The 22,427-nt window shown below is 41.1% G+C and carries 22 protein-coding genes, 3 tRNA genes and 1 riboswitch; all 25 genes read left to right on the top strand.

What is annotated here, in order from left to right; genetic code table 11:
• On the top strand, positions 1 to 798 hold the full coding sequence (locus tag bhn_RS04490) for an arginase family protein (protein ID WP_071175566.1): 798 nt from the start codon (positions 1 to 3) through the stop codon (positions 796 to 798).
• Between the two features lie 64 nt (positions 799 to 862).
• The gene (locus bhn_RS04495) at positions 863 to 1,195 is read left to right on the top strand and encodes a hypothetical protein (protein WP_071175567.1); all 333 of its coding nucleotides are present in this window, start codon (positions 863 to 865) and stop codon (positions 1,193 to 1,195) included.
• A gap of 28 nt (positions 1,196 to 1,223) precedes the next feature.
• Positions 1,224 to 1,365, top strand: a riboswitch (cobalamin riboswitch).
• A 31-nt stretch (positions 1,366 to 1,396) separates the two neighbouring features.
• Positions 1,397 to 2,440, top strand: coding sequence for an ABC transporter substrate-binding protein (locus bhn_RS04500; protein ID WP_083385719.1), 1,044 nt, complete (start codon positions 1,397 to 1,399; stop codon positions 2,438 to 2,440).
• Positions 2,441 to 2,454: 14 nt separating this feature from the next.
• Positions 2,455 to 3,480 carry a FecCD family ABC transporter permease gene (locus bhn_RS04505; RefSeq protein ID WP_071175568.1) on the top strand — a complete coding sequence of 342 codons (1,026 nt, stop codon included), beginning with the start codon at positions 2,455 to 2,457 and terminating at the stop codon, positions 3,478 to 3,480.
• A gap of 5 nt (positions 3,481 to 3,485) precedes the next feature.
• Positions 3,486 to 4,283, top strand: a complete 798-nt coding sequence (locus tag bhn_RS04510) for an ABC transporter ATP-binding protein (RefSeq protein ID WP_202816792.1) — start codon at positions 3,486 to 3,488, stop codon at positions 4,281 to 4,283.
• A 55-nt stretch (positions 4,284 to 4,338) separates the two neighbouring features.
• Positions 4,339 to 4,421 (top strand) — tRNA-Leu (locus bhn_RS04515).
• A 49-nt stretch (positions 4,422 to 4,470) separates the two neighbouring features.
• Positions 4,471 to 4,554 (top strand) — tRNA-Leu (locus bhn_RS04520).
• A gap of 402 nt (positions 4,555 to 4,956) precedes the next feature.
• On the top strand, positions 4,957 to 5,427 hold the full coding sequence (locus bhn_RS04525; RefSeq protein ID WP_071175570.1) for an LURP-one-related/scramblase family protein: 471 nt from the start codon (positions 4,957 to 4,959) through the stop codon (positions 5,425 to 5,427).
• 83 nt (positions 5,428 to 5,510) lie between these two features.
• Entirely contained in the window at positions 5,511 to 6,164 is a 654-nt protein-coding gene (locus tag bhn_RS04530; protein WP_071175571.1) for an HAD family hydrolase, read from the top strand.
• Positions 6,165 to 6,207: 43 nt separating this feature from the next.
• Complete coding sequence (locus bhn_RS04535) at positions 6,208 to 7,869, top strand: type 2 periplasmic-binding domain-containing protein (protein WP_071175572.1); 1,662 nt, start codon at positions 6,208 to 6,210, stop codon at positions 7,867 to 7,869.
• Between the two features lie 95 nt (positions 7,870 to 7,964).
• Positions 7,965 to 8,048, top strand: a tRNA-Leu gene (locus tag bhn_RS04540).
• 219 nt (positions 8,049 to 8,267) lie between these two features.
• A complete protein-coding gene (locus bhn_RS04545) occupies positions 8,268 to 8,711 on the top strand; it encodes a hypothetical protein (RefSeq protein WP_071175573.1) in 444 nt (147 codons plus the stop codon).
• Between the two features lie 32 nt (positions 8,712 to 8,743).
• On the top strand, positions 8,744 to 9,334 hold the full coding sequence (locus bhn_RS04550; RefSeq protein ID WP_071175574.1) for a DUF6465 family protein: 591 nt from the start codon (positions 8,744 to 8,746) through the stop codon (positions 9,332 to 9,334).
• A gap of 38 nt (positions 9,335 to 9,372) precedes the next feature.
• On the top strand, positions 9,373 to 9,684 hold the full coding sequence (locus bhn_RS04555; protein ID WP_071175575.1) for a hypothetical protein: 312 nt from the start codon (positions 9,373 to 9,375) through the stop codon (positions 9,682 to 9,684).
• 859 nt (positions 9,685 to 10,543) lie between these two features.
• The gene (locus tag bhn_RS04560; RefSeq protein ID WP_071177431.1) at positions 10,544 to 11,551 is read left to right on the top strand and encodes a deoxyguanosinetriphosphate triphosphohydrolase; all 1,008 of its coding nucleotides are present in this window, start codon (positions 10,544 to 10,546) and stop codon (positions 11,549 to 11,551) included.
• 3 nt (positions 11,552 to 11,554) lie between these two features.
• On the top strand, positions 11,555 to 13,333 hold the full coding sequence (gene dnaG, locus bhn_RS04565; protein ID WP_071175576.1) for a DNA primase: 1,779 nt from the start codon (positions 11,555 to 11,557) through the stop codon (positions 13,331 to 13,333).
• A gap of 562 nt (positions 13,334 to 13,895) precedes the next feature.
• Positions 13,896 to 15,074, top strand: a complete 1,179-nt coding sequence (gene rpoD / locus bhn_RS04570; protein ID WP_236845985.1) for an RNA polymerase sigma factor RpoD — start codon at positions 13,896 to 13,898, stop codon at positions 15,072 to 15,074.
• A gap of 37 nt (positions 15,075 to 15,111) precedes the next feature.
• On the top strand, positions 15,112 to 15,873 hold the full coding sequence (locus bhn_RS04575; protein ID WP_161487295.1) for a class I SAM-dependent methyltransferase: 762 nt from the start codon (positions 15,112 to 15,114) through the stop codon (positions 15,871 to 15,873).
• 9 nt (positions 15,874 to 15,882) lie between these two features.
• Positions 15,883 to 17,538, top strand: coding sequence for a nucleoside kinase (locus bhn_RS04580; protein WP_071175578.1), 1,656 nt, complete (start codon positions 15,883 to 15,885; stop codon positions 17,536 to 17,538).
• 2 nt (positions 17,539 to 17,540) lie between these two features.
• Positions 17,541 to 18,584, top strand: a complete 1,044-nt coding sequence (locus bhn_RS04585) for an NAD-dependent epimerase/dehydratase family protein (RefSeq protein WP_071175579.1) — start codon at positions 17,541 to 17,543, stop codon at positions 18,582 to 18,584.
• The gene (locus tag bhn_RS04590) at positions 18,577 to 19,221 is read left to right on the top strand and encodes a S1 family peptidase (RefSeq protein WP_071175580.1); all 645 of its coding nucleotides are present in this window, start codon (positions 18,577 to 18,579) and stop codon (positions 19,219 to 19,221) included. Before bhn_RS04585 ends, bhn_RS04590 begins: the two co-directional genes overlap by 8 nt.
• A gap of 122 nt (positions 19,222 to 19,343) precedes the next feature.
• A complete protein-coding gene (locus bhn_RS04595) occupies positions 19,344 to 19,646 on the top strand; it encodes a hypothetical protein (protein WP_071175581.1) in 303 nt (100 codons plus the stop codon).
• 110 nt (positions 19,647 to 19,756) lie between these two features.
• Positions 19,757 to 21,331 carry a vWA domain-containing protein gene (locus bhn_RS04600; protein WP_071175582.1) on the top strand — a complete coding sequence of 525 codons (1,575 nt, stop codon included), beginning with the start codon at positions 19,757 to 19,759 and terminating at the stop codon, positions 21,329 to 21,331.
• Between the two features lie 45 nt (positions 21,332 to 21,376).
• Positions 21,377 to 21,865: an RNA polymerase sigma factor gene (locus bhn_RS04605; RefSeq protein WP_330393244.1), complete on the top strand. Its 489-nt coding sequence runs from the start codon at positions 21,377 to 21,379 to the stop codon at positions 21,863 to 21,865.
• Positions 21,858 to 22,394 carry a hypothetical protein gene (locus bhn_RS04610; RefSeq protein WP_071175584.1) on the top strand — a complete coding sequence of 179 codons (537 nt, stop codon included), beginning with the start codon at positions 21,858 to 21,860 and terminating at the stop codon, positions 22,392 to 22,394. Before bhn_RS04605 ends, bhn_RS04610 begins: the two co-directional genes overlap by 8 nt.
• The last annotated feature ends 33 nt before the right edge of the window (positions 22,395 to 22,427 follow it).

The raw sequence follows: 22,427 nt of genomic DNA on the forward strand, positions 1-22,427 counted from the left end.
ATGAAGCCATTTTTTACAGTTGTTAATTTTTCAGGAATCTATGAGAAGGAGAGCTTTTATCAATTAGATAAAGGCTCTTCATTTTGTGGTGAGGTCTTGGACCTTAAAGGTGTTTCCGGGACTAATTGCATGTGCGATGATGAAGCGAAAAAGGAAATAAAGGCAAGGATAAAAGCTTACATTAATAAAGAAGATGTTCCTTTTGTTGATCTTAAAGACTTTGCAGGCTCTGTGCATTTTATTGACTCAGGCAACTATCATTATATGTCAGCTCTTTTGCTGGATATGGTAAAAGAGCCGTTTTCACTGGTTGTACTTGATCATCATCCTGATATGCAGCCCCCAATGTTCGGAGATATCTTATCCTGCGGCGGATGGGTGCTTAATGTTTTGGAAAATAATCCATATGTAAGGGATGTGCATGTAATTGGCGCAGACAGGGAGCTTATCAGTAAGCTGGATAAAGAGATTCAGAGTAAGGCTAAGTTCTATGACCTTGAGGATGTATTTGATGCTGAAACAGGAGATATAAAGCTTCCAGAAACTGAGCATCCTGTTTATCTTTCAATTGATAAGGATGTTATTGCAAGGGATGAACTTGTGACTAACTGGGATCAGGGACAGGCCCGCTGGGAAGATGTCACCTCTTTTACCAGAAGGATATTATCTGACAGGAAAGTAATAGGTGTAGATATCTGCGGGGAATGTGCACCTGACCAGGAAGACTGCGATGTGGCTCTAGAGACTGAGGGTAATGACGAGTTTAACAAAGATATCCTTGAGTATATTTATATGTAAAATGTTGTCGTTATAGCGTATAATATAAAATGTTAGACGGGTTGGTAGTACAAATGGAGGAAATATGGAAAAGAGATTTAGGGATTATATCAGACATCTTGAAAAGCTTGATTTTGAAGTTCTTTCCGATGAAGAGATCATTACAGAAAGAGAAGGAATCCTTCTTCAGATAACTGTTCTTCATCAGGATATGCTTAGAAGCCTTGTTGCAGCTATTGGTATGCTTGTTTGTGCATGCATTTTTCTTGCTGCTGGTTTTGTTCATTTCTTTGTTGTGAGCTACGTGCTTGCAGCAGTCTTTACAATCTGCGCAGTGTGCTTTGGCATGAGGTTTAAGAGCGCAGCATTTGTTATGAATACTCTCTACACATTTGTGGATAAGTTATCCAGACTATAACATTTGACACATATTTGTATTAGTGTTAATGTTTTTGAGGCGAAAAGGTGTGACCAGGATTGATTCTCCGGTGCCACTTAATAGGGAATGAAGTGCGATTCTTCAGCAGTGCCGCTACTGTAATGGACATAGTGTCCGAGCCAGATACCTGCCTTTAGCTAGTAACCAATTTTCTTCGGGTCAAAGAAAGTGAGGAATATTATGAAGAAAAAGTTTTTATCTATGGTCATGGCTGTAGCCATGATGTCTTGTTTTGTCTGCGGATGTGGCGCAAATGAAGATCAGAGCGTTGCAACACAGGAGGCTTCAGTAGAAGCTAGCTCAGAAGTTGTAGAAGCTGCTACAACACAGGAGAGCACATCTGATGTAGTTACCGACAGAAGTGGTAACGAGATCACACTTCCAACAGAAGTAAATTCAATCATTTCAATGGCACCATCAACAACACAGGTTCTTATCGACCTTGGTCTTGCAGACAAGATCGTAGCATGCGATACATATTCATATGCTAGCTATGCTGATTCTCTTAATGCAGATATCCCACAGTTTGATATGATGACACCAGATCAGGAGCAGATCGTAGCTCTTAATGCTGATATCGTATTCACAACAGGCATGAGCGCTAGCCATGGTGAGGATGTTTTTGCATCTGTAAAAGAAGCTGGTGTTTGCGTATTTGATATCCCAAGTAGCGCAAGCCTTGCTGATATCCAGGAGGATATCCTTGCAATTGGTAACGCTGTAGGTAAGGCTACAGAGGCTCAGGCAATTGTTGATGATATGGTAGCTGATATCGAGGCTATTAAGACTATCGCTGCAACAATCCCAGAAGATGAGAAGAAGACAGTTCTTTTTGAACTCTTCACTCCATCAGGTGATTCACCAGTTATCTATACATGCGGTGCTAACACATACATCGATGAGATGATCACACTTGTAGGCGCTACAAACGTTGCAGGACAGGAAGCTGATCAGTGGCCAGCTCTTACAGAAGAAGCTGCAGTAGCTATGGATCCTCAGGTTATTCTTACAGCTGATATGTACACAGATGACGTTATCAACGTTCTTCTTACAATGAAGGGCTGGGAGAATGTTGCTGCTGTAAAGGATCAGGCTATTTACCAGATCGATGGAGATACTGTTAACCGTCCAAATCATCATGTAGTTGATGCTATGATCGAGATGGCGCAGGATATCTATCCTGAGTACTATGCTGATTTCGATGCAGAACAGCCTGCTGCATAAATAAATCATAAAGAATGAATAATAAAAAACTGTCAGTAAGAATAATCGCATCTTGTATTGTAGCTGTTGTCGCTATTGTGCTGAGTATTGGAGTTGGCAGCGTCTACGTGCCTGTAATGGACACTTTGTCCATTATCTGGCACAAGATAGTTGGAACTCCTGTGCCGGATAATATCGATCCATCCCTTGTTTCTATATTATGGGAAATAAGGATGCCAAGAGCACTCACTGCATTTATTGTAGGAGCAGCTCTGTCGGTCAGCGGCGCTATTATGCAGGCTATACTTCAGAATCCTTTAGCTTCTTCCTATACAATGGGAGTTTCTGCTGGAGCATCTCTTGGTGCAGCCATTGTCATAATAACAGGAGTTACAAGTTCGGTATTAGGATTTTTCCTTTTACCTGTCACAGGATTTGCGTCTGGTCTTCTGACAGTTTTTTTGGTTATTGCATTTGCATCTCGCCTTGACAAAAATATGCATAACCACACCATTATCCTGTTTGGCATGGTGTTTTCGCTTTTTGTTAATGCTATTTTGACGTTTCTTAGCTCAATGGCTGGCGAACATATGCAGAGACTTATTTTGTGGCAAATGGGATCATTTTCTGGCAGAAGATGGATACATGTTGGTATTCTTCTTGGTTGCACTGTGATCGGTTCATTTGCTGTTATGTTTTATCATAGAGAGCTCGATATTATGACTTTTGGTGAGGAACAGGCTCTTAGTATTGGCGTAGATACCAGAAAAGTAAAGATCATTCTTCTTGCACTTGCGTCATTTTTGACAGGAGCTGCTGTATGCTTTTCAGGTATCATTGGCTTTGTGGATCTTGCAGTTCCACACATGGTACGCAGAGTCTTTGGCTCAAGACACAAGATCGTACTTCCTATGTCTATGGTCCTTGGCGGCGCGTTTATGGCAATAGCTGATCTTGCAGCAAGAACTCTTTTATCTCCAAGAGAGATTCCTGTTGGCGCAGTAACAGCACTTGTTGGAGCTCCATTCTTTATGTGGGTTTACTTTAGGGACAGGAGGTGACAAGGGTGCTATTAGAAGTCAAAAATTTAAGTTGTGGATATGGTAAAACACCTCTGGATAATCCTGTCGTTAAGAATATTTCTTTTACCCTGGATGAGGGGAAGAGCCTGGCAATCCTCGGGGCAAACGGTAGTGGAAAAACTACGCTGCTTCGTGCCATTGGAGGAGTTATTGAATATGATGGCTCTATTTCTATGCTGGGGCGTGAGATAGGAAGCCTTAAGAGAAAAGAGATTGCGGCTATGCAGGCCACATTTTCTCAGTTATCCACATTGTACTTTTCATATACTATAGAAGAAACTGTTATGCTGGGACGATACCTGTATTCCACCAGGTTTATGGGGATTTTGTCTGAAAAAGATAAAGAGATTGTGGATAAGTGTCTTAAACAGAACGGATTGTATCAGATAAAAGACAAGCAGATAGGCGAACTTTCCGGAGGACAGCTTCAAAGGGTGTTCCTAGCAAGGACTCTTGCCCAGGAGACACCTGTTCTGATGCTTGATGAACCAACAAATCATCTGGATCTTAAGTATCAGGATGAGCTTATGAGCTTTCTTAATGAATGGAAAACGCAAAGCACTACATTATCAGATGGAACTGTGGTAAAGAACACGCTTATAGGTGTTTTCCACGATATAAACCTTGCGCTTGGCATTGCAGATGAGGTTTTATTTGTAAGAGAGGGAGAGATACTTGCTAAGGGCTCAGTCGAGGAAGTTTTGACAGATGAAAACCTTAAACTTGCCTATGATATGGATGTCTCCTCTTACATGAAGAAACAGCTTAATTATTGGAAATAATGCGGCAAACTCTTGACATGATGCGTTAAAATCGGTATTATAAATTTTGTCGCTTGCAGGAGTGGCGGAATGGCAGACGCGCATGGTTCAGGTCCATGTGTTGGCAACAACATGAGGGTTCAAGTCCCTTCTCCTGCACTATGAATCTTTTCGTAGTGTAGCGACGAGGTTCTATATATTTTTAAATGCGGAAGTGTCGGAATTGGCAGACGAGCAAGACTAAGGATCTTGTGATGCTTACATCGTGTGGGTTCAAGTCCCATCTTCCGCACGAACAAAAGGAATCAGTTCATTGAACTGGTTCCTTTTTTGTTGTGCGGAAGGGGACTCTCACCCAGCAGCTTTGCTGCGTGGGTTCTGGGATTCACACTAGACTCGCTCGTTGTCACGGCTCGTCAAGTGTTCACCCATGGCTCGCACTAGGCTCGCTTAACGAAGTTCTGCCCTCGCTTTGCTCGCCAGAACACGCGACTACTAAGCTCGGAAATACCTCGCTAAGTAGTCACAGCTCGCCAAGTGCTCTGCTCAAAGTCCCATTATTCTTGCGGGAGGCCTCTCGCACCCAGCAGCATAGTGAGTGTTTCTAATACGAAAAGCTTGAGAAAAGTTAGAAACATTGGTAGAATTGGGCTCATACGATGAAAAGGCAGGGGCCTTGCGTTAAGGGGGATAAATGAAACTATTATTTAAGCAGAGATTTTTCTCATGGTTTGATAGTTATGATATTTATGATGAATCTGAAAGAGTGGTCTATGTTGTTAAGGGACAATTATCCTGGGGACACAAGCTTGTAATATATGATGCTAATGGAAATGAAGTAGGGATGGTTGTTCAAAAGATTTTTACATTCCTGCCAAAATTTGAAATTCACAAGAATGGACAATTTATAGGATGCCTAAACAAGGAATTATCCTTATTTGTGCCTCATTATAACCTTGATTATAACGGCTGGCACATCGACGGCTCGATCATGGAATGGGATTATCAGATCCTTGATAGTAACGGGAATCATATAGCAAGCGTAAGCAAGGAACTTTTTAATTTCACTGATACATATGTATTAGATATTGAGAATCCTCAGGATGCATTGGATGTTCTAATGTTTGTACTGGCTATTGATGCTGAGAAATGTTCCAGAAATTAGTCGATCGCTTCCTGAAGATGTTTTTCTTTTTTTGCGGATAATATTTTTTTGTGCTATATTTATGTGGAAAAGGCGGTATTTTAATGAACTACAAGGCAGTAATTTTTGACATGGACGGAACTGTTCTTAATACAATTGAGGACCTGACAGATTCCGTAAACTATATTATGAGAAAGTTTGATCTTCCTGAGAAAACACTGGATAAAGTTAAGCATAGTGTAGGAAGTGGAGCAGCAGTCCTGATGGAGAGGATTCTTCCTGAGGGAATGGACAAAGAAAGATTTAATGAGATATTAGAGGCATACAAAGCTTATTATTTTGACCATTGCAATATTAAGACTGGTCCTTATAAGCATATCCCAGAGCTTCTTGCAGAGCTCAAGAAGCGCGGCTACAAGATGGCTATCGTATCTAATAAGTCTATGGGTGCAGTAAAAGAGCTTCGTGATCTGTATTTTAAAGACTATGTAGATGTTGCAATTGGTGTAGCTGAAGGCCTTGAGAGAAAGCCAGCTCCTGATGAGTGCTTAGAAGCTATAAAGCAGCTTGGAGTTAGCAAGGAGGAATGCATTTATGTTGGAGACTCAGAGATTGATCATCTGACTGCAGTTAATACAGGACTTAAATGTATATCATGCCTTTGGGGATTTAGAACAAAAGAGGAACTTTTAAAAGTCGGCGCTGGAGATAATTACTTTGTAAATGATCCTCTTGAAATACTGGAAATATTGAAATAGACAATTTTGAATGATAAGACTGGCATATAGATGAGGCAAATCCATGAGAAAGAGCTTATTTAACATTTTCATTTTGATATGTGTTGGTATAGGTTTGATTTTGACGCTAGTCTTATGGTTTGATCCAAAGAGAACAAATAAAAGCGGTGAAGAACAGGTTAAGGAATTCACTGCTTTTTTTGCTGTTCATGGAACAGAGATAGATGATCACAATGATATCAGCAAGGTCATAGCAGAGAAGACTAATTGTAAGGTAAAAGAGACCTGGCTTCAGGATGAGAGCGTTGAAAGAGCTATAGGCAGGATGATAGAAGATGATGAGTATCCTGACTTTATTGACGCGGGTGAGATGAGCTCCGTTTTGTATGAAAAAGGGGCATTGATGCCGCTTGATGAATATATCGAAAAATATCCTAATATCAAAAACTATCTTAGTGAAGATCAGTGGAATGAGCTAAGACAGTCTGATGGGCATATTTACTGGATCCCACAGTTTTCTAGTTTCTATGGTGAGGAAAAAGGCTGTGTTCATACGGAGGAAGCTTTTTGGATACAGACTAAGGTCCTTAAATGGGCGGGGTATCCGCAAATCAGGACAATGGACCAGTATTTTGACCTTATAGATGATTATTACAACGCTAACCCAACGCTTTCAGATGGTACTCCTGTTATTCCCTATACTATTCTTTGTGATGACTGGAAGTATTACTGTTTGGAGAATGCGCCAGCTTTTCTTGATGGTTATCCAAATGATGGCTCGGTCATAGTTGATCCTACAACCAATACCATAATAGATTACAATACCACGGAAACAGCCAAGAAATACTTTAAGAGACTTAACGAGGAGTACAAAAAGGGTATTGTGGATCCTGATTCTTTTACACAGTCCTATGATCAGTACATAGAAAAATTATCATCTGGACGAGTGCTTGGAATGATCGATCAGTGGTGGGATTTTGCCTACGTTGCTGAAGACGCATTCAAGGCTAAAGGACTTGATAAAGAGGGATGCCAGTATGTGCCTCTTCCTGTTACTATCAGTGAAGATGTCAAGAATCAGTGGCACTGCTCTGCACATGTTCTTCATAGCAGTAGCGGACTTGCCATTACAAAGAGCTGCGAAGATATTGATGGTGCTATGAAATTTGTTAACGATCTTCTTGGCCAGGAGGTTCACAATCTCAGGTTCTGGGGAATCGAAGGAGTGGACTACAAGGTAGATAATAAGGGCATGTTCTATAGAACACCGGAGATGAGAGTAAATGCATATGATGCATCTTACAAAAAAGCACATTTCTGCGATTACTCATATTTCCCTCGTTGGAATGGAACAAGCAGAGATGGCAGAAATGCTATGCAGCCAGAGGATCAGGAGAGCGAATTCTATGATACTCTTTCTGATGATCTTAAAGAATGTTTTGATGCTTATGGAGCTCAGACCTATGTTGATATGCTGGGTGTAAACGATGCTCCAGGCCCATGGTATCCTATGTATACCTACTCTCAGACCATGACAAATGCAACTGATGGAGGAAAAGCGTGGAGGCTTATGGAAAATTGTAAGCATCAATATCTTCCTCGTGTCGTAATGGCAGATAACTTCGAAATGGCTTGGAATATATATCTTGAGGCTTATTCCTACTGCAAGCCCGAGGACTTCATTAATGAAATGCAGATAGAACTTGATCGGAGAATCAATAAGTAGAAAAAAACTTAAAAAAATTTGAAATTTTCTGTTGACGTTTTAGAATTACAATGCTATTATAATCAAGTCGCCACGAGAGAGCGGCGACGGGAAATGCGGAAGTGTCGGAATTGGCAGACGAGCAAGACTAAGGATCTTGTGATGCTTACATCGTGTGGGTTCAAGTCCCATCTTCCGCACGATTGAAAAGGACTAGTTCGAAAGAACTAGTCCTTTTTTGTCATGTGGAAGAGGACTCTCACCCAGTAGCTACGCTGCGAGGGTTCTGCTCAAAGTCCCATCGGGGTATCTTCTTGCGGAAGTCTTTGTCCTTGCTTTTTTTAATTCTTTACAGGGTGTATACTGTTCTTAGTGTTCTTTACATTGTGTTCTATAAATCATTGTTAGAGGGGTAAAAAATGGAAGAGAATATTAACGAGAAGGAACAGGTGGTTGCAAAAGAGGGAGAAAATAATTCGGAGACAGCTCTTTTAACGCAGATGCGAGATCTCCACAAAAAACAGCTCTTTTGGCAAAAGATATCCACATGCTGCATTGCAGTTATGGCGGCAACAGTAGTCATCGTAGCGATAGCTGTGGTTCCAAAGGCGGTGGGCACCATTCATAACGTGAATCAGGTTGCCATCAAGGCCCAGACATCTCTTGAAGACATGGATGAGATGATATCTAACATCACAGAAGCCAGCAGTGGCATGAATGAGCTTGTTAAGGAAAATGGCGAAGGTCTTACAAGTGCAGTCAAGAACCTGTCAGAGATTGACTTTGAGGGACTTAATACTGCGATCAAGGACTTACAGGACGCCATTGGACCTATGGCTCAGTTTATGAACAGATTTAAATAATTATCACGTAGAGTAGACAGGAGGACGCAGATATGGGAAAAAAATCACCAGTAGATGAGATAAAAAAGGTTGCAGAGCCTATCATCAGAGATGTTAAGGTCGCTGCGAAGCCTGTTACAGACAAGGCTGAACCCTATATAAATGAGATAAAGAGTAAGGCAGAGCCTGTAGTTAAGGATATAAAGAGCAAGGCAGAGCCTGTTATGAATGACCTTAAGACAAAGGCAGAGCCTGTTTATGAGGATGTTTTGGAAAAAGCAGAGCCAGTAGTCAATGATATTAAGAATAAGGCAGTTCCTTATCTTAACAAGGCAAAGGAAAAGACAGCTCCTGCGGCAAAGGCTGTAAAGAAGCAGTCAGAGAAGGCAGCTAAGGTTGCCAAGACTGTTGGTAATGATCTTTCTCTTAAGGCTGCCAAGTACACCTGCAAAGAGGAAGTATTCATTCAGTACAGTCACCATGAGCTCAGAGCAGCTGATATTATTGAAAGAGCCAAGAAGGACTATGTAAATAATGGTCATAAGCTTACAAGCATCAAGGAGATCCAGGTATATATTAAGCCATCTGATAATGCAGCATATTATGTTGTTAATCATGAGGATACAGGTAAGGTAACCTTCTAATACCTATAATTTTTTGTTAAGGATGGTTTTTATATTAAATGGCAATAGAAGTAAGCAGTTTTTTTAACCTGATGCATTATGAGTATGGAGAGGCATATTTTGGAAGCTACAAGGGAATGCGTTACAGGCTTGCAAGAGAGCCCCTTGAGAACGTAAAGTTCGTTCCTGTGGACCAAAGAGGTCCCGCAACACTTATGGCTACAGTGTGGCCTGAGCCTAATTCATATGCTCATACAGACAAGTCTTTAATGACATCAGAGAATTTTGAAGTATCCCAGGAAGGCCTTGAACAGGCAGTTCAGTGGATAAACGATCAATATACTTCAAGAGAGTCAGAATGGACTAAATAAATTTGTTACCATTCACAGTTTGGGGATAGCCGCTGGCTGGTTCACTGGGGCCGCGCCCTGCCTCTGCCTAGTCTAGCTAAGTGGGGCCGCCAGCCTGAAGTTTATTTTTGTTTATCCTTCGGATTTTTATTTTCATGGCATTATATTTCTTACTTTAAATTCTTTGAAACAAACTCGCCTTTGATTGCCATTTTTTGCATGTAAAGTTTTGGGTTTGAACAATTGTCAAAAAAACGCCATTTTCTTATGCTCATAAGCAGCTTTTGAAACGCATGCGGTTTGCGTTGTTTGAAGCAGGGCGTTAAGAATTTATAATAAGTGGTCACGCCCGCTTTAGGCGGGCTTTGTAAACAGGAATAAGAGGTGACTCTGCAAGCTGGCTTGCGAGATCACCTCTTTTCCTGTTATTGGAGCGTAGCTCCTATGACCACTTATTATAAATTCCGCCCTGCAAGTCTGTAGCAAGAGCATGCGTATTAAAACAAAAGCTGCCATGAGCACATAGAAAAGTATCGTTTTTTTGATGAGGGCAAAACAAAACTTTACAGCAAAAATGGCATCAAAGACTCAGACAGTGTTTCAAAACAGAATTTAAAGTAAGAAATATAACGCTCATGAACATAGAAAAATCCTCAGAGATTCTCAAAAACAAACTTTAGGCTGGCGGCCCCCTTTAGCTGAACTAGGCAGAGGCAGGGCGCGGCCCCAGTGAACCAGCCAGCGGCTATCCCATACTGTGAATGGTAACATAAATTTTTTTAAAATAAAAAAAGGATTTTGAGAACTCACACAGAATATTTAAGTGTGGGTTCTTTTTTTAGCTTTTACAAATGAAAACCACAGAAGGAAGATTAAACATTTGATAATTCGTACTCAGTTAGAAGAAAGAGAAACACGGATCTTAAGTAAGCATGCAACTCTTAGCATGAATTCCAAAGGAAGAGAAAAAGAAGAAAAGCAGTGTGATATCAGGCCTTGCTTTCAGAGAGACCGCGACAGGATCTTGTATTCCAAATCCTTTAGGCGTCTGAAGGACAAGACTCAGGTCTTTTTGTCTCCGGAAGGAGATCATTATAGGACTCGAATGACTCATACCCTTGAGGTATCACAGAATGCAAGGACTATTGCCAAGGCTCTTATGTTAAATGAGGATCTCACAGAGGCCATTGCTCTTGGACATGATCTTGGTCATACTCCTTTTGGACATGCGGGAGAGAGGGCACTTAATGCTATGTGCCCTGATGGATTCAGACACAATGAGCAGAGCCTTAGAATAGTTGAGAAGCTTGAAAACTATGGACAGGGCATGAATCTTACTTGGGAAGTCAGAGACGGTATCCTCAATCATGAGATGAATCTGACACCTAGCACTCTTGAGGGCAAGGTTGTGAGACTTTCTGACAAGATCGCCTATATGCACCATGATATGGATGATGCAGTACGAGGCGGGATCATCACAGAAGAGGAAGTTCCTGACGACATCAGCAGAGTTCTTGGCCATACCAGTGGAGAGTGGCTTGATACCTTTATTCATGATATCGTAGCCAACAGCCTTGACCAGGATGATATCAAGATGTCACCAGAAGTTAATGATGCTTTCTTTAAGCTGAGAACATTTATGTTTGACAGAGTCTACACCAATCCTATAGCCAAGGGACAGGAGGGTAAGGTAGAGGAGATGATCAAGATCCTTTACCAGTATTATCTTGAACATATTGAGAAGCTTCCTGATTATCTTCAGAATATGCTAGAAGAAGGAGAGACCAGGGAGAGGATTGTCTGTGACTATGTAAGTTCTATGACAGACAGATATTCAATCGCAGTTTTTGAAGAGGTTTATATACCTCATACATGGGGAGTTTTATAATTTATGCGTTATTCGGAGGAGCTCATCGAGGAAGTTCGCTCTAGTAATGACATTGTGGATGTGATCGGGCAGTATGTCCACATTCAGAAGAAGGGTTCCAATTACATGGGACTTTGTCCTTTCCACAATGAAAAGTCCGGTTCTTTTTCAGTATCGCCTAGCAAGCAGCTTTATCACTGCTTTGGTTGCGGGGCCGGAGGCAACGTTATTACTTTCTTGATGAAATATGACAATTTAACATTCCAGGAAGCGGTCAAACAGCTGGCTGACAGAGCCGGTATCAAGCTTCCTGATGAGGACAATTCTCCGCAGGCCAAGGCTCTGCGAGATAAAAAACAGATCCTTTACGATATCAATAAAGAGGCAGCCAAGTATTACTACTACCAGCTTAGGGGTAAGAGTGGGCAAAAGGGCATGGAATATTTCAGAGAAAGAAAGCTTTCTGATGAGACCATGCAGCACTTTGGACTTGGATATGCCAATATTTCAAGTAATGATCTTGTCAAATACCTTAAGGACAAGGGGTACACTGATGCTCAGATCATTGAAGCAGGTCTTGCTTCTCATGATGAGAAGATGGGAACCCATGATAAGTTCTGGAACAGGGTAATGTTCCCGATTCAGGATGCATCCCAAAAGGTTATAGGCTTTGGCGGACGAGTTATGGGAGATGGCAAGCCCAAATACCTTAATTCACCTGAAACACCGATATTTGACAAGAGCAGAAATCTGTTTGGCCTTAATTATGCCAAGAATTCCAGAGCAGGATACATGATCATCTGCGAGGGCTACATGGATGTCATAGCTATGCATCAGGCAGGCTTTGATATGGCAGTAGCTTCCCTTGGTACAGCTTTTACGACGGGACAGGCTATGATCCTTAAGAGATACACTGACGAAGTCATCTTGTCCTACGATAGTGATGAAGCGGGAACCAAGGCAGCTCTTAGAGGAATCGGCATATTAAAAGAGGCTGGAATTAAAGGCAAAGTCTTAGACCTTAGACCATACAAGGATCCAGATGAGTTTATCAAGAACCTTGGAAAAGAGGCCTTCGAAGAAAGAATCAGAAATGCAGAGAATACTTTCTTCTTTGAAGTAAGGATCATGGAATCAAGGCATGACATGTCAGATCCGGAGTCCAAGACAGAATTCCACAGAGAGCTTGCTAAAAAGCTATGTGAATTCGAAGAGGCCCTTGAAAGAGAGAACTATATTGAGGCTGTTGCTGCCAAATATAATATAGCAGTTGATGACCTTAGAAGACTTGTAGCATCCTTTGCTGCAAAAGGCGGACTGGTCAAACCTGCAGAGAGACCAAAGTCAGGTATTCAAAAGAAGAATACTCCAGAGGATGGAGCAAGAAAGAACCAAAGGCTGCTCCTGACATGGCTTACAGATGAGCCGAAGCTCTTTTCCAAAGTCAGCAGGTATGTAACGCCAGAGGATTTCTCAGATGAACTCTATAGGAGTGTCGCAAGAGAACTGTTTATGGGAATGCAAAATGGCAACTTTTCACCGGCTGCGATCCTGGACAGATTCACTGAGGAAGAGGAGCACAGGCAGGTTGCTGAGATGTTCAATACCAACCTGGTTGAGATAGAGACCAAGGATCAGAGGCGAAAGGCCTTTCATGATATCATCTACGGAGTTAAGCTTGCAGGATATGAGAGGCAAAAGAGTGAACTAAAGCCGGATGATCCGGATTTTTTGACCAAGACTATTCAAGGCAAAAAAGAACTTGAGAAACTAGCACATGCAGAGATATCGCCAGACGATTAAAAAATAAAAAGAAGGAATGGAACTTAAAATGGCAAAGAAAGAGATAGAAACAAAAGAGACAAAGAAGGCTACAAAGGCTGCTAAAGCCGAGGTTTCCAAGAAGGAAACCACTAAGAAGACTACTGCGAAGAAGGCAGAGGAAAAGAAGCCAGTTAAGGCAGCAAAGGCTGAGAAGGAAGAAAAGCCAGCAAAGAAGGCAGCTGCAAAGAAGACAGCAGAAGTTAAGGAAGAAGCTCCAAAGGCTTCTAAGACATCCAAGAAAAAGGAAGAGGTAGCAGAGGAAAAGCCAGCAAAGAAGACAGCTGCAAAGAAGGCTGCAGAAGCTAAGGAAGAGGCGCCAAAGACTGCTAAGACTTCTAAGAAAAAGGAAGAGGTAGCCGAGGAAAAGCCAGCAAAGAAGACAGCTGCAAAGAAGGCTGCAGAAGTTAAAGAAGAGGCACCAATGCCTGCTAAGGCAACCAAGGCTACAAAGAGTAAGAAGTCTGCTAAATCTGAGTCAGAAACAAATGGTTCAGATGATGAAGAGCTTGATGAGGCTACAAAAGAGCTCTTTACACAGAAGATGAAAGAGCTTCTTGTTATTGCCAAGAAGAAAAAGAATACTCTTGAATATGCAGAAGTTAGTGATTTCTTTGCTGATATCAATCTTTCTGAAGAACAGCTTGGCAATGTTTTAGATGTTCTTGAGAATTCAGGAATCGACGTTCTTAGAGCAACAGATAATGATGAAGACCTTCTTGAAGTTGAAGATGACGATATGATCCTTTCTGATGAGGATGAGGTGGATATGGAAAATATCGACCTTTCAGTGCCTGATGGAATCAGCATTGAGGACCCTGTCAGAATGTACTTAAAAGAGATCGGTAAGGTTCCACTTCTTACAGCTGACCAGGAAATCGAGTTTGCAAAAGCTATGGAAGCTGGTATTGATGCTCAGGCTCAGCTTGATGAGGATAAAGACAAGAACAAGCTTTCAGATGCTAAGAAGAAAGAACTTAATGCCATCATTTACGAAGGTGAAGAGGCAAAGAAGCGCCTTGCAGAAGCTAACCTTCGACTTGTTGTAAGTATTGCCAAGAGATATGTAGGTAGAGGTATGCTCTTCCTTGATCTTATCCAGGAGGGCAACCTTGGTCTTATCAAAGCGGTAGAGAAGTTTGATTTCCGTAAGGGATTCAAGTTCTCAACATATGCTACATGGTGGATCAGACAGGCTATCACAAGAGCTATCGCTGACCAGGCTAGAACAATCCGTATCCCTGTTCACATGGTTGAGACTATCAACAAGCTCATCCGTGTAAGTCGTCAGCTCCTTCAGGAACTTGGACGTGAGCCACTTCCAGAAGAGGTTGCAAAGGAAATGAACATGCCTGTTGAGCGTGTACGTGAGATCTTAAAGATCTCTCAGGAGCCGGTATCACTTGAAACACCTATCGGTGAAGAGGAAGATTCACATCTTGGTGATTTCATTCAGGATGATAACGTTCCTGTACCTGCAGATGCTGCAGCATTTACACTATTAAAGGAACAGCTTGTTGAGGTTCTCGGAACTCTTACAGAGCGTGAGCAGAAGGTTCTTAGACTTCGTTTCGGTCTTGATGATGGAAGAGCTAGAACTCTTGAAGAAGTAGGTAAGGAGTTTAACGTAACTCGTGAGCGTATTCGTCAGATCGAAGCAAAGGCCCTTAGAAAGCTTCGTCACCCTAGCCGTAGCCGCAAGCTCAAGGATTACTTAGACTAATATGACAGATATGGGAAATGCACCTATTTTATCGAAAATGTCCCAAAGGCTCGTGACCGTTGCCGAAATGCTCAGGGATGATAGTGGCAAAAAGCTCGCAGTAGCTGATGTTGGCTGTGATCACGGCTATGTCTCTATCTATCTTATTCAGAGCGGCATCGCGTCAAGTGCAGTAGCTATGGATGTTAGACAGGGACCGCTTTCAGGAGCCAGTGATAACATCGGAGAATATGGGCTTTTAGATGTTATTACCACCAGACTTTCAGACGGGTTAAAAGAGCTGAAAAAAGGCGAAGCAGATTCTCTTATCATCGCAGGAATGGGCGGCAAGCTCATGATGAGACTTGTAAAAGAAGGAAATCTGAAAGAGCTTGGTATCAGGACAGCAGTACTTCAGCCTCAGTCAGACATATCTGAGTTCAGGGCATTTTTGCGAGATGAAGGCTTTTTTATCACAGATGAAAAGATGATCCTGGAAGATGGCAAGTACTACTTCCCGATGAAAGTAGTGACCGACATGTCTCAGGATGAAAAAGAGGATATATTAAACAAGAATATAAAGAGCTTTCTGGATTTGGATAACTCTTTATCCAGGGAAGATGTAATTAGACTCTTTGACCGATATGGAGCACATAATCTTCTTAGAAAAGATCCTCTTTTAAAGAGCTTTTTAGAACATGGTAAAGAAGTCTGCGAGAGCATATTAAAGAGTTTGGATGATAGTCATTTAGGGCGGATCACAGAAATAAAAGAAGAGCTTTCTGATATTTCTTTTGCCCTAAAATATATGGACGAATAGGAGAATAACATGCCTGTAATTACTATTAATGGAGTATCGAAGGAATATCCCAAGGGAACATCTTTTGAAGATATTGCCAAAGAGTACCAGCCAGAGCATAAGTATAGGATCGCTGCAGTTATATTTAATGGCAAGATTCGTGAGCTCATGAAGACTGTCAAAAAGGACGGAGAACTATCTTTTGTAACCTACGCTGATGATATTGGTCACAAGACCATGCGCAGAACAGCTATCATGATGCTGATAAAGGCTATTAAGGACATCTGTGGTGCAAAAGATCAGGCAAAGACCAAGATAGAATTTACAATAGGTAACGGATATTATGTGACAATGAGAGGCGGAGCAGAGATCACAGATGAACTTGTAAAAAAGATCTCTGACAGATTCCAGCAGCTTATTGATGAAAAGCTTCCTATCATCAAGAAGGTTTATCCACTTGATGAGGCGGTAGAGCTTTTTAGAAAGCAGGGAATGACTGATAAAGTGGCACTTTTAAAGTACCGCAGAAGCTCTCAGATAAACATTTATAAATTGGAGGACGTGTACGACTATTTCTATGGCTATATGCTTCCAAATACCTCTTATATTGAGCATTTTCAGCTTGATAAGTATCATGATGGAATGCTTCTGACACTTCCTATGAAGATCGATCCAAATCTCTTAAAGGTTTCAGAGCCAAGAGAGAAGCTTTTTGAGACCATGAGACTGGCAAGTGATTGGGGCTCAATGATGGGAATTGATAATGTCGGCGACCTGAACAATAAGATCTGTGGCGGACTTATCAATGAGATGATACTTGTGCAGGAGGCTCTTCAGGAGCGCAGGATCGGTGAGATTGCCAAAAAGATCCATGACCGCAAAGATATCAAGTTTGTTATGATCGCAGGACCAAGTTCATCAGGTAAGACAAGCTTTGCCAACAGACTTTCTATCCAGCTTCGAACCTATGGAATGGTTCCACATCCTATAAGTCTTGATAATTACTTTGTTAATAGAGAGATGACTCCAAAGCATTTAGATGGAAGTTATGACTTTGAATGCCTTGGTGCGATGGATATAGAGCAGTTCAACACTGACATGACAAAACTCTTAAATGGCGAGAGAGTTGAGATGCCGGAGTTTAACTTCGTTACTGGTAAAAGAGAAATGAATGGAGATTTCCTTCAGCTTGGACCAAATGATGTTCTCGTAATCGAGGGTATCCATGGACTTAATGAGGAAATGAGTTATTCACTTCCAGCTTCATCCAAGTTCAAGATCTATATAAGTGCTCTTACAACTCTTAATATCGATTCTCACAACAGAATCCCTACTACGGATTCAAGACTTTTAAGGAGAATCGTAAGAGACGCCAGAACAAGAGGAGCATCTGCCAAGAATACCATCAGTATGTGGCCTTCAGTTCGTGCTGGTGAAGAGGCTAATATCTTCCCATTTCAGGAAGAGGCTGACGAGATGTTCAACTCAGCTCAGATCTATGAGCTTGCAGTTATCAAGCAGTACGCAGAACCGCTTCTTTTCTCTATTGGCAAGGATGAACCAGAGTATTACGAAGCAAAGAGACTTCTTAAGTTCCTTGATTATTTTGTAAGTGTAGACAGTTCCTTCCTTCCACATAATTCAATCTGCAGAGAGTTCGTTGGTGGAAGCTGCTTTAAGGTATGATCATGAAATATAATAAAGATTATTTTGATGATGTCAGGCTGGCTATTGAGGCTGTGCCTGACATCACAGCGTTATTTAATAAAAAGATATTTATAACAGGCTCTACAGGTATGATCTGTTCAGCAGTGGTAGAGATCTTAGCACTTTTGAATAAAGAAAAAAATGCCGGTATGAAGATTATCCTTGCAGGCAGAAATAAAGAAAGAATTGCTGAGAGATTCAAAGGACTTCTTGAAGAGGACGACTTTGAGTTTTGTGAGTATGACATGACTAAGACCATGGGTATCGCAGCTGATGCTGACTATATCATCCATGGCGCTGGAAACGCAGACCCTGCCAAGATCACAGGCTTTCCTGTTGAGACTGTTAAGGGCAATATAGAGGGACTTATGAGCCTTTTAGAGCTTGCAAGGAATAACAATGGCAGCAGACTGCTCTTTTTGTCCAGCGGCGAGATCTACGGTAATAAGGACTTTGAAGATGGCAAGAACAGATTTAGCGAAGAGGATTACGGCTATGTTGATATCCTTAATCCCAGAGCCTGCTATCCTATGAGTAAAAGAGCCGCAGAAAACCTCTGCATTTCTTATAACAAAGAGTATGGCGTAGATACGGTTATTGCAAGGTCTTGTCATATCTACGGCCCAAGTATCACAGCGTCTGACTCAAGAGCCACAGCTTCTTTTACAAGAGATGCTGCGGCAGGAAAAGATATAGTTATGAAGAGCAAAGGAGATCAGCTTAGATCCTATTGCTATACCTTAGACTGTGCTTCAGCTCTTTTGACAATACTGATAAAGGGTGTGTCTGCAAATGCCTACAACATCTCTAATAAAGACAGCGTAGTGACTATAAGAGACATGGCAGATGCCTTGGCCAGGGCTGGTGGAGTGAAGGTTGTATTTGAAAATCCTTCAGATGCTGAGCTTAAGAGCTATAACATGATGAATAGCTCTGCTCTTGATGCTACGAAGCTCGAGGGACTTGGCTGGAGAGCATGTTTTGAACCGGAAAGGGGAGCGGAGGCTACTCTAAAATATGTATAACGACTGGAAAAAGACATATTACAAAAGGGCTATACCTATAGGAATCATGGTATGGGTACTCTTTGTTATTATGATGATAGGTACAACGGGCCCTTTTAAAAGCTATGATATTAGTTATGGTGAAGCTATCGAGGATGCGCGACTATCAGAAGTTCTGGTAGAAAGCGGGAATCTTCGGGGAACTGGGTGTATATGGGATGGCGATGGCAGTAATCTGATCATAATAACAGCGGCCCATGTGATAGATGATCCTGAAGATATAGACATAATCTATGATTCTCAGACAGTAGAAAAGGCACGGCTGCTTGAAATGGATGAAGAGCTTGATATTGCCTATGTTGAGGCTACTGGCCGCGGACCATACAAAATTGTTAAGCGTAAAGATAAGCTTCCTAAGGAATCAGAGAGCGTTATCATAGTAGATGCGGCTTCTCCTGACGCTTCTATAGGAGTTGTGGCTGAGCCTGATATATACGTTGAGGATTTTGACCATAACATGATCTATTGCCGCATTGAAGTTAATGAAGGAATGTCTGGAAGTGGGCTTTACGACAAGAAAGGTAACTTTATAGGAATCCTTCTTGGTGGCTCAGATAGCGCAGAAGCAGTCTGTCTTTCAACTATCTATATCAAATAATTTCGACTACACAATTTGAACACATTTTTTTCAAAAAATATTCTAATAAAAACCATTTTTTTTTATGAAGTTTACATTACAATATCTCTTGGTAAAAAAGATTGGGAGAAGAGATAAAAGTAATGGCAAGTTATAATAGAGCGGATACAATTAATTCACTAGCTATGGCAATGGGGGTTAAGCCGGTGTTAGATTACAAAAAGAACAAATATAATACAGCAACAGGTACTATTTACTGCAATGGTACGCAGTATAGTCCAGAGCTTTTGAGTCAAGCTATTGCTTATTTTGAGACTATGAGGAGCAAAGCTCGTAGCTCACTTGCAGCCAATTCAGAGATGATCGTTGCATATTGTGAAGTCGCAGTATCAGCGCTCAAAGAGCTTCAGGATAAGCGAGTTGAAGAAATGGGTAATACTAAATAATTGGGTAATAAAAAAACTGGCATTGTTGCCAGCTTTTTTTATGCAACATTCTGATTTACTCCAATGTGTATATATTAGGACAGTGTAATCTGTCAATTGGAGGGAAAATTATGAAGAAGCAAAGAAAGGTATTGTCACTATTGTTAGGCATGTCTGTATTTGCCGGGGCGATCACTGGATGTGGAGGATCCAGAGTATACGAAGCTACATCATCTGACACGTATACGGAAGCAGCCTACGAAACGGCAGAATACGAATACTACACCGTGCCTGAAAACACTGAGTCTTACGAAAAGCCTGATGAAAATGGTTTCTTTGTAACTCAGGTTCAGCCGCTTTCAACTTTTGCAGCTGATGTGGATACAGCATCCTATGCAAATATCCGTAGAATGATTGAAAGCAAATACAGCTTATCTGACATTAACGCAGATGCTGTAAGACCAGAAGAATTCATCAATTATTTCAACTATGATCTTAACTCACCTGAAGGAAATGACAAATTTGGAGTAACTACAGAAATTGCTCCTTGCCCATGGAACGATGATCACAAGCTTATGTTCGTGGGAGTTAAGGCGCAGGAACTTGAATCTGACGAAGAGATCGTAAATAATCTTGTATTTCTCATTGATGTATCAGGTTCAATGTTTGACGATGATAAGCTTCCTCTTTTACAGAAGGCATTTACTGAACTTGTAAAAAATCTTCCTGATGAAGGAACAGTATCTATTGTAACTTACGCTGGTGATGACAGAGTAGTCCTTGAGGGAGAAAGCCTTGCGAATAAGGATACTATCATCAAAGCCATAAATGATCTTGAAGCTGGTGGTTCAACAAACGGAGAAGCTGGAATCAAGAAGGCTTATCAGATCGCAGAAGCTAACTTTGTAAAGGGAGGTAATAACAGAGTTATCATTGCATCTGATGGCGATATGAATGTTGGTATCTCAAGCCCTGATGATCTTGAAAAGCTCATCGAGGAAAAGAAGGAAAGTGGGGTATTCCTTTCAGTTCTTGGATTTGGCACAGGTAACTACAAGGACGACAGGATGGAAAGACTTGCTGACTGTGGTAATGGTAATTACTCATATATAGATTCAATGCTTGAAGCCAAGAAGGTTCTCGTGGAGGAGATGAATTCTACATTATATACAGTAGCCAAGGATGCTAAGTTCCAGGTAGAGTTTAATCCAAACAAGGTCAATGCTTACAGACTTATTGGTTATGAGAACAGGATCATGGACGCAACAGACTTTAATGATGATACCAAGGACGGTGGTGAGATCGGATCTGGTCATACTGTAATAGCTCTTTATGAGATCATTGAAGATGGGGCTGAGTCTGCAGTTGAACTCAAGTATCAGAATAATGATGAGTCTGAAAAGAAGGATGATAGCCAGTACGCAGATGAATTTGCTACAGTAAATATCCGTTACAAAGAGCCTGATGCTGATACTTCTGAGCTCATCAGTGTTGTAGTAAATGACGAGGCTGTATCTGAAGAGCCAAGTGAGAACCTTAAGTTTGCCGGTATGGTTGCTGAGTTTGCTATGATCCTTAGTGACAGTGAACACAAGGGCAATTCTTCTTTTGAATACATCATGGATACATACAAGACATTAGAAAATAAAGATGAGTACAAAGAAGAGTTCAACCAGCTGGTACGCATGGTTTCAAAGAACAGTTAATAATATTTGGCCGATATGATATAATTTTTCCAATGATTACAAGAATTGGAGATTTATATTATGAAGGCTCAGCCTGAAATGGTTTTAGATAAATACGGAAATATGATCTTGAGGGTTGCTTACTCATATTTGCAGAATATGAGCGACGCTGAAGATATATTGCAGGATACTGTGATCAAATATATTAAGTCCGCACCTGAATTTGAAAATGAGAACCATGAAAAGGCGTGGCTTATAACTGTTGCATCAAACCTTAGTAAAAACAAGATCAGATATAACAAGATTAGAGAAGCCGACGAGCTTGATGAGGGACTTGTAGCCAAGAAGGAAGAGGATCTTTCTTTTGTCTGGGAAGCTGTTAAAGGCCTTCCTGTTACTCAAAGAGAAGTAGTCCACTTGTTTTACCAGGAAGGATATTCTACTAGAGATATTGCAAATATGCTTGAAAGAAATGAATCCACTGTGCGTTCTGATCTATTAAGAGCCAGAAAGCGGCTTAAACAAATCTTGAAGGAGGAATACGACTTTGAATAAATATAATGAAGTAATGGACAATATAAAAGTAACAGAAGATATGCGTAGCAGAATCCTTCAAAATATTGAAGCAGAGATTGGAAAAGATAGCTCAGAGGAAACAGTAACAGAACCGGTTAAGAAGGCTAAAGTAGTAGATTTTAAAAGGATCACCAGAATAGCGTCTACTGCGGCAGCAGTTATTGTGGGTGCTGTTATTCTTTCGAATGTAATGCTCAATAATTCTTCTGATAGCACCAAATATTCAGATAAGGCTTCTGATACTCAGTTTTTTGCACCACAGGAATCTGAAGCATCTTTTGAAGCAGCAGAAACCGAGGGGGCATATGCTCCTATAGATGAATGCGAGACTGTAAATATTGATGGTGTAGATGTTAAATTTTTTGGTAGCGAAGGACTATACTATGCAGCAGAATGGGAGATTGACGGAGAATCCTACAGTGCTGTATCAGACAATGTAGATGGAATCAGCTTGGAAGAAATGAGAGATCTTGTTACCAAGAACATGGAAAAAGTCAAAAACAATTGACAAATATTTATTTCATGTTAAAGTTATTTTACT

Origin of the sequence: Butyrivibrio hungatei (assembly GCF_001858005.1) — a bacterium.
GTDB lineage: Bacteria > Bacillota > Clostridia > Lachnospirales > Lachnospiraceae > Butyrivibrio > Butyrivibrio hungatei.

Coding starts and splice junctions, on each gene's coding strand:
- bhn_RS04490 (WP_071175566.1), top strand. CDS start 1: ATGAAGCCATTTTTTACAGTTGTTAATTTTTCAGGAATCTATGAGAAG.
- bhn_RS04495 (WP_071175567.1), top strand. CDS start 863: ATGGAAAAGAGATTTAGGGATTATATCAGACATCTTGAAAAGCTTGAT.
- bhn_RS04500 (WP_083385719.1), top strand. CDS start 1,397: ATGAAGAAAAAGTTTTTATCTATGGTCATGGCTGTAGCCATGATGTCT.
- bhn_RS04505 (WP_071175568.1), top strand. CDS start 2,455: ATGAATAATAAAAAACTGTCAGTAAGAATAATCGCATCTTGTATTGTA.
- bhn_RS04525 (WP_071175570.1), top strand. CDS start 4,957: ATGAAACTATTATTTAAGCAGAGATTTTTCTCATGGTTTGATAGTTAT.
- bhn_RS04530 (WP_071175571.1), top strand. CDS start 5,511: ATGAACTACAAGGCAGTAATTTTTGACATGGACGGAACTGTTCTTAAT.
- bhn_RS04535 (WP_071175572.1), top strand. CDS start 6,208: ATGAGAAAGAGCTTATTTAACATTTTCATTTTGATATGTGTTGGTATA.
- bhn_RS04545 (WP_071175573.1), top strand. CDS start 8,268: ATGGAAGAGAATATTAACGAGAAGGAACAGGTGGTTGCAAAAGAGGGA.
- bhn_RS04550 (WP_071175574.1), top strand. CDS start 8,744: ATGGGAAAAAAATCACCAGTAGATGAGATAAAAAAGGTTGCAGAGCCT.
- bhn_RS04555 (WP_071175575.1), top strand. CDS start 9,373: ATGGCAATAGAAGTAAGCAGTTTTTTTAACCTGATGCATTATGAGTAT.
- dnaG (WP_071175576.1), top strand. CDS start 11,555: ATGCGTTATTCGGAGGAGCTCATCGAGGAAGTTCGCTCTAGTAATGAC.
- rpoD (WP_236845985.1), top strand. CDS start 13,896: ATGAAAGAGCTTCTTGTTATTGCCAAGAAGAAAAAGAATACTCTTGAA.
- bhn_RS04575 (WP_161487295.1), top strand. CDS start 15,112: ATGTCCCAAAGGCTCGTGACCGTTGCCGAAATGCTCAGGGATGATAGT.
- bhn_RS04580 (WP_071175578.1), top strand. CDS start 15,883: ATGCCTGTAATTACTATTAATGGAGTATCGAAGGAATATCCCAAGGGA.
- bhn_RS04585 (WP_071175579.1), top strand. CDS start 17,541: ATGAAATATAATAAAGATTATTTTGATGATGTCAGGCTGGCTATTGAG.
- bhn_RS04590 (WP_071175580.1), top strand. CDS start 18,577: ATGTATAACGACTGGAAAAAGACATATTACAAAAGGGCTATACCTATA.
- bhn_RS04595 (WP_071175581.1), top strand. CDS start 19,344: ATGGCAAGTTATAATAGAGCGGATACAATTAATTCACTAGCTATGGCA.
- bhn_RS04600 (WP_071175582.1), top strand. CDS start 19,757: ATGAAGAAGCAAAGAAAGGTATTGTCACTATTGTTAGGCATGTCTGTA.